The sequence below is a fragment of the Vibrio sp. genome (assembly GCF_050299255.1).
In the GTDB taxonomy this organism is placed as follows: domain Bacteria; phylum Pseudomonadota; class Gammaproteobacteria; order Enterobacterales; family Vibrionaceae; genus Vibrio.
Map to the genome: position 1 here is coordinate 1 of NZ_JBNKVP010000004.1, position 12,990 is coordinate 12,990.

General features: G+C 51.6%; 10 protein-coding genes. 3 read left to right on the forward strand and 7 right to left on the reverse strand.

The window, feature by feature from the left end:
• Positions 1 to 10: 10 nt before the first annotated feature.
• The 4 genes from ACQY6F_RS02430 to yceD are packed head-to-tail and all read right to left on the reverse strand — an operon-like array spanning position 11 to position 2,758.
• Positions 11 to 991: a beta-ketoacyl-ACP synthase III gene (locus ACQY6F_RS02430; RefSeq protein ID WP_428771987.1), complete on the reverse strand. Its 981-nt coding sequence runs from the start codon at positions 989 to 991 to the stop codon at positions 11 to 13.
• Positions 992 to 996: 5 nt separating this feature from the next.
• Entirely contained in the window at positions 997 to 2,022 is a 1,026-nt protein-coding gene (plsX, locus tag ACQY6F_RS02435; protein WP_428771988.1) for a phosphate acyltransferase PlsX, read from the reverse strand.
• A 9-nt stretch (positions 2,023 to 2,031) separates the two neighbouring features.
• Positions 2,032 to 2,202 (reverse strand): 50S ribosomal protein L32, encoded by a 171-nt coding sequence (rpmF, locus tag ACQY6F_RS02440; protein WP_428771989.1) that lies wholly within the window; start codon positions 2,200 to 2,202, stop codon positions 2,032 to 2,034.
• A 31-nt stretch (positions 2,203 to 2,233) separates the two neighbouring features.
• Positions 2,234 to 2,758 (reverse strand): 23S rRNA accumulation protein YceD, encoded by a 525-nt coding sequence (gene yceD / locus ACQY6F_RS02445; protein WP_428771990.1) that lies wholly within the window; start codon positions 2,756 to 2,758, stop codon positions 2,234 to 2,236.
• 148 nt (positions 2,759 to 2,906) lie between these two features.
• Between yceD and ACQY6F_RS02450 the strand changes: the two genes are divergently transcribed.
• Positions 2,907 to 3,488, forward strand: a complete 582-nt coding sequence (locus tag ACQY6F_RS02450) for a Maf family protein (RefSeq protein WP_428771991.1) — start codon at positions 2,907 to 2,909, stop codon at positions 3,486 to 3,488.
• Between the two features lie 98 nt (positions 3,489 to 3,586).
• On the opposite strand, the gene rluC is transcribed toward ACQY6F_RS02450, so the two are convergent.
• Positions 3,587 to 4,537 carry a 23S rRNA pseudouridine(955/2504/2580) synthase RluC gene (gene rluC, locus ACQY6F_RS02455; RefSeq protein ID WP_428771992.1) on the reverse strand — a complete coding sequence of 317 codons (951 nt, stop codon included), beginning with the start codon at positions 4,535 to 4,537 and terminating at the stop codon, positions 3,587 to 3,589.
• Between the two features lie 595 nt (positions 4,538 to 5,132).
• Between rluC and rne the strand changes: the two genes are divergently transcribed.
• Both rne and ACQY6F_RS02465 read left to right on the forward strand, forming a co-directional pair.
• Complete coding sequence (rne, locus tag ACQY6F_RS02460) at positions 5,133 to 8,174, forward strand: ribonuclease E (RefSeq protein ID WP_428771993.1); 3,042 nt, start codon at positions 5,133 to 5,135, stop codon at positions 8,172 to 8,174.
• Between the two features lie 232 nt (positions 8,175 to 8,406).
• Entirely contained in the window at positions 8,407 to 9,966 is a 1,560-nt protein-coding gene (locus ACQY6F_RS02465; protein WP_428771994.1) for a SulP family inorganic anion transporter, read from the forward strand.
• A 70-nt stretch (positions 9,967 to 10,036) separates the two neighbouring features.
• Here the strand turns inward: ACQY6F_RS02465 and rnd are convergent, their stop codons facing one another.
• Positions 10,037 to 11,155, reverse strand: a complete 1,119-nt coding sequence (gene rnd, locus ACQY6F_RS02470) for a ribonuclease D (RefSeq protein WP_428771995.1) — start codon at positions 11,153 to 11,155, stop codon at positions 10,037 to 10,039.
• A gap of 89 nt (positions 11,156 to 11,244) precedes the next feature.
• Complete coding sequence (gene fadD, locus ACQY6F_RS02475) at positions 11,245 to 12,933, reverse strand: long-chain-fatty-acid--CoA ligase FadD (protein ID WP_428771996.1); 1,689 nt, start codon at positions 12,931 to 12,933, stop codon at positions 11,245 to 11,247.
• Positions 12,934 to 12,990: the final 57 nt, after the last annotated feature.

Consider the following 12,990-nt stretch of genomic DNA (forward strand, 5'->3'; position numbering starts at 1 on the left):
CGCCATGCCGCTACCACCGGACCAGCATGGCGCCATAAGTGAATCCGGCACCGAAAGCATCCAGCAAGAGCAACTGCCCCTCTTGAATGCGGCCGTCTCGGACGGCTTCATCCATGACCGTCGGAATGGTGGCCGCTGACGTATTGCCATGACGATCCAGTGTGACGACCACTTGCTCCATAGACATAGAGAGCTTTTTCGCCGTGGCTGAAATAATGCGCAGGTTGGCCTGGTGCGGAACCAGCCAGTCAAGCTCTGACTTATCCATACCATTTTCTTTCAACGTCTCAGTAACGAGACGAGAAAGTTGAGTCACCGCGACTTTGAAGACCTCATTACCGGCCATGTGTAACCAGCAGTTGATATCTTCACTATGCTCGAACTCACCGGTAACTTCGTCACGTCGGTGCGGATGCTTAAGGCTTAATAAATCACCAAAGCGGCCGTCTGCGTTAATAGTAGTAGAAAGAATACCCGGCTCTTCACTCGCGCCTACGACCACGGCTCCTGCGGCATCACCGAACAAAATGATGGTAGAGCGGTCATTGGGATCGCAGGTCTTAGACAGCGCATCCGCGCCGATAACCAGAATATTTTTGCAATGGCCGGTTTTGATATATTGATCGGCAACCGAAAGCGCATACACAAAACCTGAACAGGCCGCTGCCATATCGAAAGCTGGGCAATGCTTAATACCAAGCAGTGCTTGCACCTGACAGGCTGCTGATGGGAAAGCGTGAGATCCGCTGGTTGTTGCAACCAAGATCAAATCGATATCGTTTTTGTCGATACCCGCCATCTCAATTGCATTTTTCGCGGCAAGATAGCCCATGTCGGCAACTGTCTCATTCTCGGCAGCGATGCGGCGTTCTTTAATCCCCGTACGGGCAACGATCCATTCATCACTAGTGTCTACCATTTTCTCTAAGTCTGCGTTAGAACGCACTTGAGATGGCAGGTAGCTGCCAGTACCTAATATTTTGCTATACATGAAGACTAATAATGCCTCTCGAGTAAAACCGCTTCCAAACGATCGCTAATACGGCTTGGTACCTGTCGTTTGACCTCGTGTACTGCTTCGCCAATCGCATTGATGACTGCAGTTACATCAGCACTTCCATGGCTTTTAATGACAATGCCGCGCAATCCTAGCAAACTTGCACCGTTATACTGGTCGGGGTTCAATGTTTTTAGTTCATCAAATAACCCGGAAAACAATTTTCTTGCAATCCAACTCTTTATAGATGAGGCCGTCATTTTTTCACGTAACTTATCTATAAAAAGCTGCGCCGTCCCTTCACAGGTTTTTAAACATACATTACCGACAAAGCCGTCACACACTACCACGTCGGCGACATCGTGTAATAACTGATTCCCCTCAATATAGCCGATATAATTGAGCGACTGGGTTTGACTCAGCATTTCTGCGCAGCGCTTCACTAGATCATTACCTTTTATCTCTTCTGCACCAATATTGAGAATCGCCACCCTTGGTTGTTGGCCAAGATGCTGCTCAGCTAACGCACTGCCCATGACAGCAAACTGGAACAGCGAATCAGCATCACTGGATACGTTGGCACCCAGATCCAGCATCCAGGTTTTGTTGCCGGCTGCGGTCGGCATGGCGGAGACCAACGCCGGACGATCGATGCCGGGAAGTAACTTGAGACGGAAGCGGGAAATGGCCATCAGAGCGCCGGTATTTCCGCCGCTGACACAGGCATCAGCCTGATGGTCCGAGACCAGATCAATGGCGGTTGCCATGGAACTGCCAGCGCAGCTACGCAGGGCCAGGGAAGGTTTTTCGGTATTTGAAATCACCCGGTCACAATGTACAACGCGCAATCGTGCCTCGTTGTGGTAACCAAGTTCGTATAATTGAGAGGTGATCGCTTGTTGATCACCGGTCAGAATCACTTTCAGCTCTGGGAAATGCAACAGTGCCTGCACTGCGGCAGGCACTGTGACGCGGGGACCGAAATCTCCGCCCATTGCATCAAGTGCAACGGTTATATTCTGCAAAGGTCAACCTTACTTGTTGATAACCTTTTTGCCGCGGTAGTAACCTTCAGCAGTAACGTTGTGACGCAGGTGAGTTTCACCTGAAGTTGCGTCAACAGATAGTGCTGCGGTAGACAGGGCATCGTGTGAACGACGCATACCACGCTTAGAACGTGTTTTACGGTTTTGTTGTACGGCCATGGACCCTACTCCTATGTTAATGCGTAAAGAATTACTTCTTTAGGCTCTTTAAAACATCGAATGGATTCGGCTTCTCTTCCTCAACTTCTTCAGGAAGTTCACCAAACACCAAATTGTCTGAATTAACGCTACAATCCGCTTCGTCGTGCATCGCAACTTGGGGTAAGTTCAAGATGAACTCGTCTTCAACCAACTGTATCAAATCAACTTCACCGTACTCGTTCAGATCTACCAAATCGTACTCTTCCGGTGCGTCTTGCTCACTCTTTTCACCGTAATACGGTGTATAAGTGAATTCGACATCTAACTGATGTGCGAAATTTTCGTTACAGCGTTGACACTCTAAATCGACTTCGATGTTAGCTTTACCAGAGATAACAACGAGCCGCTGCTCATCTAACCCAAATGACAGTGACACTTGAGCGTCGCGTTTAACGCCTTCGACCGATTCCTCTAAGCGCTTAAAAAGGCTGACCTGGATGATGCCATCGTAGTCGAGTCTTTTTTGTGCCGCTTTTGCCGGATCAACCGTTCGCGGTATTTTTACCTTTTGCATAGGGCGCGAATTCTATCTTCCAAATCGTTTTGAGTCAAAGAAAAAGGCAAAAAAGTTATCGTTTTTTTCCTTTCCGCTAGAGAACCAATTTAAGCAAGGCTATCCTACGGATAACTTGGTTCAAATGTCGGATAAATTGTAATTTAAAATGAAAAAATACCAACTGGTTTTAGCTTCCACGTCGCCTTACCGGCGGGCTTTATTAGAAAAACTCGCGCTAGCGTTCGAAACCGCCGAACCAGACTGCGACGAAACACCGTTAAGCGGTGAAATGCCCCAGCAGCTGGTGCTCAGACTGGCTGAGCGCAAAGCCCGCTCCTGCCCTGTTTCCAATCCCAGCCTGGTGATCGGCAGCGACCAGGTCTGTGTGATAGACGGAGAAATTGTCGGTAAGCCGCTGAGCCGGGATAAGGCGATTGAACAACTGAAACGACAAAGCGGTCGAAGCATCGATTTCTATACCGGATTGGCGCTGTACAACAGTGAGCAGGACAGCGTCGAGACGGTATTGGACCGGTTCACGGTTCACTTTCGCCACCTGAGTGATGAGCAGATAGCCCGGTATGTCGACCTCGAACAGCCTTATTACTGTGCAGGCAGCTTTAAAAGTGAAGGGCTGGGAATCGCGCTGTTCGAACGTCTGGAAGGCAAAGATCCGAACAGCCTGATAGGCCTGCCGCTGATTGAGCTGGTGACCCTGTTGGCAAAACAGGGAATGCCGGTATTGTAATTGGCTCGTTGACCACATAACGATGCTCGCTCAGACATGTACGATGAAAAACGGTAGCTGAGCGCTACCGTTTGTTGTGTGTCACCAACGAGTCTGGATCAGTCAGCCTGTTGTCTCAGCCCTGCCAGCGTTGTCTCTAACTGGGTATCCATAGGCGCGTTGATCTCTTGCCACTGCTCGGTGGCCGGATGGATAAAACGGATGTTAGCCGCATGCAGAAACAGCCGGTCGAGACCGAAACGGCCGGTGTAAGCATCAAAGCGGCGATCACCATAGCGATCATCCCAGGCAATTGGGTGACCGGTATACTGGCAGTGAACCCGGATCTGGTGAGTTCGCCCGGTGATCGGGCTGGCCTGAACTAAGGTCGCCTGGGCAAATTTTTCCAACACTTTAAAACGGGTCTCTGAAGGCTTGCCATTCGGGTTGACCCGGACAATGCTGTTAACCTCATTCTTCAGTAGCGGTGCCGTGACTTTATTGCAGCTGTTTTTCCACTGCCCCATCACCAGAGCAAAATAGAATTTCTTGACGGTCTTTTCTCTGAACTGGGCCTGCAGATGACGCAGTGCCGAGCGTTTTTTCGCCACCAACAGTATGCCTGAGGTATCTCTGTCAATCCGGTGCACTAGCTCCAGAAAACGTGCCTGTGGCCGCAGTGCCCTGAGCGCTTCAATCGCACCGAACTTGAGCCCGCTGCCCCCGTGAACGGCAGTGCCTGAGGGTTTATTCAGTACCAACAGGTGATCGTCTTCATACAGTATGTTCTGTTCCAACTCGGCCACCCTCTCCAGCTTGGTACTCGGGGCTTTGTTGTCGGCCTGCGGTTCAATAGTCAGGGGCGGAATACGAATCACGTCTTCCGCCTGGAGTTTATATTCAGCCTTGACCCGCTTTTTATTCACCCGCACTTCACCCTTGCGCAAAATCCGATAAATCATGCTCTTTGGGATGCTTTTCAGGTGGTTACGTAAAAAGTTGTCAATTCGCTGGCCAGCCATATCTGCGTCGATTTCGACGAACTGGACTTGAGTTCTTACAGCAGTCATGGCGCTATTGTATCACCGCATTTGGCTGCGATAGAGAGTTTGTTGAAAAGAAAATGGTGAATAACGGCATTTTTATCTCTACTCAGCTGCTTCTCCGTCGGTTAAGACGCGATTTTTTCAGCCAAAATTAAAAGTTTTCAGCAACGGCAGGAATTAATATTTATTTACAGCAAGTTAACGATCCTAAAATTGACAAATAATCTACCTTTGTTCCCGAATTACCACAAAGCAGATTGCTGTGTTCATAAGGGACTGCTATAGTTCACACCTGCAAGAAGTGCAATGGCTACATTTTAATCAAGCCGAGCATTTTTGAGCATAATTTGAGTAATTTCCGCTAAATACCGTATGCAGCAACTGGCGTAAGACATTACTGGGTTTAGCACGTTTGTTGTCCACTCACGCCCGTTCATGTTGAGTATATACCGCCCAATTGCGGATCATAAGATCAACTTGTGATGACTGAAGTGCCCTCAGAGCATCCCTCCAGCCGGGAGGCTGCACCACTATAGCCATGGGATCAGGCACCATGAATCAGGCGACCAGCAACAACCATGCGTTATGCAATAAAAGAAAGAAAACGAGATTTTATTAAATGAAAAGAATGTTAATTAACGCAACTCAAAAAGAAGAGTTGCGTGTTGCTTTGGTCGATGGCCAACGCCTGTTCGATCTCGACATCGAGAGTCCGGGGCATGAATCGAAAAAAGCAAATATCTACAAAGGACGTATCACCCGTATCGAACCTAGTCTTGAAGCTGCTTTCGTAGATTACGGTGCCGAAAGACACGGTTTCCTTCCTCTCAAAGAAATCGCCCGCGAATATTTCCCTGAAGGTTACACCTATCAAGGTCGCCCAAGTATCAAAGAAGTCCTGAAAGAAGGTCAGGAAGTCATTGTACAGGTCGAAAAAGAAGAACGCGGCAGCAAAGGTGCGGCACTGACCACCTTTATTTCACTGGCAGGAAGCTACCTGGTATTGATGCCGAACAACCCTCGTGCCGGTGGTATTTCCCGCCGTATCGAAGGTGATGAACGTACTCAACTCAAAGCTGCTTTAAGTACTCTGGAACTGCCACAAGGCATGGGCCTGATTGTCCGCACTGCTGGTGTAGGCAAAAGTGCTGAAGAGCTGGAGTGGGACTTAAACGTTCTGCTTAATCACTGGCAGGCGATCAAGGGTGCATCCGATTCTAATCCAGCGCCTTTCCTGATCCATCAGGAGAGTAATGTCATCGTCCGTGCGATTCGTGACTACTTGCGCCGCGATATCGGTGAAATCCTGATCGACAGCAATACCATTTACGAGCGTGCTCTGGAGCATATTCGCCTGGTACGTCCGGATTTCATTAACCGGGTTAAAAAATACGAAGGCGAAGTTCCGCTGTTCAGTCACTACCAGATTGAAAGTCAGATCGAATCTGCGTTCCAGCGCGAAGTGCGTCTGCCATCCGGTGGCTCGATCGTTATCGACCCGACTGAAGCGCTGACCTCCATCGACATCAACTCTGCCCGGGCCACCAAAGGCGGCGATATCGAAGAAACCGCACTGAACACTAACCTGGAAGCTGCCGATGAAATTGCCCGCCAATTACGTCTGCGCGACATAGGTGGTCTGGTGGTGATCGACTTTATCGATATGACCCCAGTTCGTCACCAGCGTGAAGTCGAAAATCGTCTGCGCGATGCAGTGCGTATTGACCGTGCCCGTGTTCAGATTGGCCGAATTTCCCGTTTTGGCCTGCTGGAAATGTCACGTCAGCGCCTCAGCCCATCGTTGGCGGAAGCCAGCCACCATATCTGTCCGCGTTGTACCGGTACCGGTGTAGTTCGTGATAACGAATCACTGGCACTGTCTGTACTGCGTCTGATTGAAGAAGAAGCACTCAAAGACAACACCGCCCAGGTACTGGCCGTGGTTCCGGTTCCTATCGCCTCTTACTTGCTGAACGAAAAACGCCGCTCGGTCAATCACATTGAGCGAATCCAGGAAGTTAAAATTACTGTCGTGCCAAATGCCGACATGGAAACCCCGCACTTCGAAGTGATTCGTGTCCGTGAAGGGGAAGAGTTTGATCTTCTTTCTTACCTGCTGCCGAAAAAACTGGATGCCATGAAAGAGGCTGAAGGTCGTGAAGGTACTGAAGTAGAAGCTAAACCACGCAGGATTGAAGAGCCAGCATTGAAAGGCTTTGCGGCGCCAGCTCAGTCAGCCCCGGCGCCTGCACCAGCACCAGCACCAGTTGCAGCCAAACCGGCCGCGGCTAAGGTTCAGGAAGCACCTCAGCCTGGTCTGATTAGCCGTTTCTTTACTGCTCTTGGCAAACTGTTTAGCGGTTCTGCCGAAGAAGAAACCAAAGTAGTAGAAGAAGTCGAAAGCAAGCCGCAGGGTGACAGAGGCAATCGCCAACGCCGTCGTCCGGACCAGCGCAAGCGTCAGTCTCGTGATAAACGCCGTGACGGTGGTGCCGCTCGCCCGGCTACTCGCGATGAAAAGCCAGCTGAAAAAGCCAGCAGCGACAAGCCGGCAGCCAAAGAGCAGGCTAAAGGTAAAGGTCGTAAAGGCAGACAGGATCGCCGTCCTAAGCGTGACGAAGTCAAGAGCACTCAGCTGGTTGAAGAAGGCCAGAAACTGGCAGCCGAAGCCGCCCGCGATGAAGACAGTGCTAAAGCAGCCAAGTCTGAAACGAAAACGGCTCAGGTTAAAGAGCGTCGCCAGCGCCGTAAACTGAACAAACGGGTTCGCGTTCAGGACCAGAATGCCGCAGCAGAAGCGGAAGTTGTCGAGCAACCGGCGGGAGGACAGGCTGAACCACAGCCACAAGCCGTTGAAACCAGCGCGGCTGACAACAGCGAAGGCGAACAGCCAAAACAACGCCGTAATCGCCGTTCTCCACGTCACCTGCGTGCCAATGGTCAACGCCGTCGTCGCGGTCGCGATCGTCGTCCGAATCCATTCAGATTGCGTAAAGGCGGTGTTGCGTCACCGGAAATGGCAATGGGTAAAGTGATGCCACGTTACGACCTGGCCAAACCTAAAGCTAAGTCAGCGCCACAGCAGGCTGCCGCTGAGCAGACTGTAAACGAAGCACTGCCAGTTTCAGCCAGCGCCGTGTTCGGCGGTGTCGCTTGTCCGGAAATGGCGATGGGCAAAGTGATCATTGCCACTCAAGCAGTGGTTCAGGATATTCCTGCACCAGCTGAACCAAAACAGGTAGCAGTTGCAGAGACTAAAGAAAGCAAGCCAGAAGTAGTCATTGCAGCAGAAGCTGCAACGCAAGCACCTGCAGCTCAAGAAGTCGCTGAAAGCAGTCAACCTGCAGCCGTGGTGGAGTCCACTCAGCCAGCGCCGCAGGAAGCCAGCCAGCCTGAGCTTCCGGTAGAGCCGGCCGACGCGCCTGCAGTTGAAGCTGTCGAAAAGTCGCCTGCTACTGAATCAGGAGCAGATGCCGTTGAGCCACGGATGAAAGCCCATGCGTCATCACCGATGACCAAAGCGCCAGGTTCAAATACGCTGAGCGAGATTACCATCAATGCGGCGCCGTTCCGCACCGAGCGCTACGAAATGCGTGGAGCAGGTAGTCAGTCTGCTCGCGATCAGGCGGGTGCCGCGATGAGTAAACCTAGCAGTTACTGAGATTGGCATAAATAGAAAGGGCAGCTTCGGCTGCCCTTTTCGTTCACTATGAGCCACCACTTATGCCCATTTGCCTTATTTATCGGCTAAATCCGCTTTATTATTGAACTTAATCACACTTTTCGGTAGCATTCGTCGGCTCAATCTATTCTTCATCTGATTCTAAACCGCACACGCAGTGTCTGGAGTCAGCCATCAGAAACTTAAAACTAAAGCAGCCAAAAACCTACTCATGTTCGAATTTCCGCAGTTTTCCAAACACAGTGTAAAAAATGATGTTTTATCAGGCCTGACTGTTGCCCTGGCTTTAGTGCCAGAAGCGGTCGCCTTTGCCTTCGTGGCCGGCGTTGACCCTATGGTCGGCCTGTACGCCGCCTTTATCGTCGGCCTGGTTACCTCCATCTTTGGCGGCCGTCCAGGCATGATTTCCGGAGCAACCGGTGCCATGGCGGTGGTCATGGTCAGTCTGGTGGCCAGTCATGGCGTCCAATACCTGTTTGCCGCGATTCTGTTTGCCGGCTTTCTGCAAATCGCCGCCGGCCTGTTCAAGCTGGGCAAATTTATTCGCATGGTGCCACACCCGGTAATGATAGGGTTTGTTAACGGCCTGGCAATCGTGATTTTCCTGGCCCAACTCGGCCAGTTTAAAGCACCGGACCTGAGCGGTATGCTGACCTGGCTACCTCAGGACCAGATGCTGCTGATGCTGGGCCTGGTCGCCTTAACCATGGCTATCATTCACTTCCTGCCAAAGATCACCACTGCGGTCCCATCTTCACTGGCTGCTATCGTCACCATTACCCTGCTGGTTCAAGGGCTGGGACTGGAAACCCGTACCGTGGTGGACTTCCTGCGTGCGATGTCAGGCAATGAGGCTGCTACCCTGGCAGGTACGCTACCAACGTTCTCAATTCCAGCCGTACCGATGACAATGGAAACGCTGCAGATCATTCTGCCTTATGCGGTGATTCTGGCGGCGATTGGTCTGATCGAATCGCTGTTGACCCTGACCGTGCTGGATGAAATGACCAACAGCCGTGGCCAGTCTAACCGGGAATGTATGGGCCAGGGTCTGGCCAACGTGACCTGCTCCATGTTTGGCGCTATGGGTGGCTGTGCGATGATCGGTCAGTCGATGATTAACGTCAATTCCGGCGGCCGTGGCCGCTTGTCTGGCATTGTCGCCGCGCTGATGCTGCTGTTCTTTATCCTGTTTGCGTCGTCACTGATTGAGATGATTCCACTGGCAGCGCTGGTAGGTGTGATGTTTATGGTGGTTATCGGGACCTTTGAATGGGCAACATTCAAGCTGGCGCGCCGGGTACCTAAACAAGACTTCTTCGTTATTGTCCTGGTGACGATCGTGACCGTGTTTACCGATCTGGCGATTGCGGTCGCCGTGGGCGTGATCGTATCTGCGCTGATGTTTGCCTGGGAACACGCTAAACATATCTACGCCAGCAGTCACATTAATGAAGAAGGGTCCAAAGTGTACCAAATCAACGGACCGATTTTCTTTGGTTCCGCAGCCAACTTCCTGGAGCTGTTCGACTCACAAGGCGACCCACAGGATGTGATTGTTGACTTTGCCCAGTCTCGGGTAGCGGACCATTCCGCCATTGAAGCGATCGAAACCATCGCAGAACGCTACGCCAGCGTCGGTAAGACTCTGCACCTGCGCCATTTAAGTCAGGATTGCCGCGCGCTGCTACATAAAGCCGGCAGCCTGGTGGAAATCAATGTTAAAGAAGATCCAAGCTACAAAGTTGCAACGGATGTTCTGGCTGGTTAAACCAGCCAGACCGAACAAATTAAAAGGGCGTGCAATGCACGCCCTTTTAATTCCTACCACCCAACTACTGTTACTTGATCAGGCGGTCGAGTTTTTCACCCAGTAAGTCCAGTCGCCAGCCCTGCATTAAGTCGGGCAATTCCGCCGGACTGCGCTGCTTTTTCCATACCCAGCTAATCAATTGATTAAGCTGTTTTTTAGAAGCGAGAAATTCGCTCGCCAGGCCTGTCGCCTGCGCAACATGTTTTACTTCATCTTTTAACTGTTTGAACAGCTGCTTGTAACCCTGTTGGTCCATCAGGCGCTCAATCGCTTCCGGATACTCGTCGGCCGGAATCTGCTGGGCGGCTTTGACCAGCGCGATGATACGGTTACCGTGACGACGTATTGCTCTTGGATCAAAGCCCGCCTGCTCCATTTGCTTCATTGAGCTGATGCCCAACCTGGCGACGGTTAGCAGATCGTTCTCTTTCCAGACAAAGTTCAGCGCCAGGTCACGCTTCACCGCCTCTTTGTAACGCCAGGTTGCCAGCACTTTCAGTATCGCCAGCTCTTTGCGTTTCAGTTGCCACGCCCCTTTGATGTCCAGGTATGCCTGGTCCGGGTCGGTGCTGCGGATACGTTTACTGACCAGCAGATCGCTTTCCTGTTGCAGCGCATCCCACCAACCTGCCTGCTGAACTTTTTGCTGCAACTGATGGTAGAGCGGCCAGAGATAGAAGACGTCAGCGGCGGCATAGTCAAGCTGATTCTGGCTCAGTGGTCGCGCCGTCCAGTCTGTGCGGGATTCACTTTTATCCAGCTCCACCCCCAACTCTTCGCTCACCAAAGTGGCAAAGCCGGTCGAGAGGCCGTGGCCCAGAAAAGCCGCCATCAGTTGCGAGTCGACCATTGGCTGTGGAACACAGTTCATGGCATTGTTGAACACTTCCAAATCTTCACCGCAGGCATGCAGCACTTTTAACACCGAGGCATCGGTCAGCAGGTGAACCAGCGGGGTCATATCCGAAATTTGCTGAGGGTCGATCAGGGATAGTCGTTCGCCATCGTATAACTGGATCAGGCCCAATTGGGGATAGAAACTGCGAATCCGGACAAATTCGGTATCGAGCATAACAACGTCAGCTTCCCTCGCCTGCTGGCAAATCTGAGCTAACTCCTGGTCTTGATCTATGATTTGGTAATCCACAAATATCTCGCTGTTGCTGTGGCTGAAAAAAATGCCGACTCTCTGAGCCGGCATCTTAGCACTATTTGATTGAATTTGCGCTGTTATGGCTAGCTGGCCTTAGCCATGTTAGCGTCATTTTCTTCGCGCAGTACCCGGCGAAGTATCTTTCCGACGTTGGTTTTTGGCAGCTCATCACGAAACTCGATCAGTTTTGGCACTTTGTAACCGGTTAGATGCTGTCGGCAGTGAGCAATCAACTCTTCTTTAGTCAGGCTCGGATCTCGTTTCACCACGTAGATTTTGACCACTTCGCCGGACACATCATGCGGCTGACCGATTGCGGCCACTTCCAACACTTTACCATGCAGCGCAACCACGTCTTCGATCTCGTTCGGGTAGACGTTAAAGCCGGACACCAGAATCATATCTTTCTTACGATCAACAATATGGATCAGCCCCTGCTGATCGAATTTGACGATATCACCGGTCGACAGCCAGCCGTCCGGGTCGATCACTTCCTTGGTTGCCTCAGGGCGCTGCCAGTAACCCTGCATTACTTGCGGTCCGCGCACCTGCAGTTCGCCCACTTCCGTCAGCGGCAGCGGCCGGCCCTCGTCGTCAACAATACGGACTTCCGTCGACGGCACCGGCAAACCTATCGCGCCGGTATATTCGGTCAGGTCATGCGGGTTGCCCGTCACCAAAGGAGAGCACTCCGTCAGACCGTAGCCTTCCAGCAAATGGACACCCGTGTACTTTTTCCATTGCTCGGCCACCGCACGTTGCACGGCCATACCACCGCCCACGGACAATTTCAGATGGCTGAAATCCAGCTCATGGAAATCTTCATTTGCCACCAGAGCATTGAACAGGGTGTTAACACCGGTGATCGCGGTAAAGGGATACTTTTGCAGCTCTTTAATAAAGCCTGGAATGTCTCTCGGGTTAGTGATCAGCAAGTTTGCACCACCCAGTTCAACAAACAGCAGGCAGTTTACCGTCAATGCAAACACGTGATAAAGCGGCAGTGCGGTGACCACCATTTCCCGCCCCGGAGTCAGGACAGGTCCATACGCACCTTTTGCCTGCATCACGTTGGCGACCATATTGCGATGGGTCAGTATTGCGCCTTTGGCTACCCCGGTGGTTCCACCGGTATACTGCAGAAACGCAATATCATCACCGGTCATAAACGGTTTGACATACTGCTGCCGGCGCCCCTGCTGCAAGGCTTTACGCATGGAAATGGCCCCGGGCAAATCATATTTGGGCACCATACCTTTCACGTATTTGACCACAAAGTCCACCAGGGTACCTTTGGCGCGCGGCAGCATCTGGCCCAGACTGGTGAGGACCACATGTTTAACCGGGGTGTTATCGACAATCTGTTCCAGAGTGCTGGCAAAGTTAGACACGATCACAATCGCCCTGGTATCGGCGTCATTGAGCTGATGTTCCAGTTCTCGCGGGGTGTAGAGCGGGTTAACGTTGACAGCAATCATACCGGCCCGCAGGATGCCAAACAACGCAACCGGATACTGCAGCAGATTCGGCATCATCAATGCGACACGATCACCCTTTTTCAGTTTGAGGTCATTTTGCAGATAGGCCGCAAACGCCCGGCTGCGCTCTTCCAGTTTGCGGAAAGTCATCACCACGCCCATGTTCATAAAGGCAGGCTGGTCGGCATATTTTTGTACCGACTGTTCGAACATTTCCACCAGGGATGGGTATTGGTCTGGATTGATGGTCTCAGGTACATCGCTCGGATAGCGTGCAAGCCAAGGTTTATCCACGTTGTTACTCCTCGTTATTGACCAGCAACGCTGTGCCAGTGACACAGCAAAATTGTT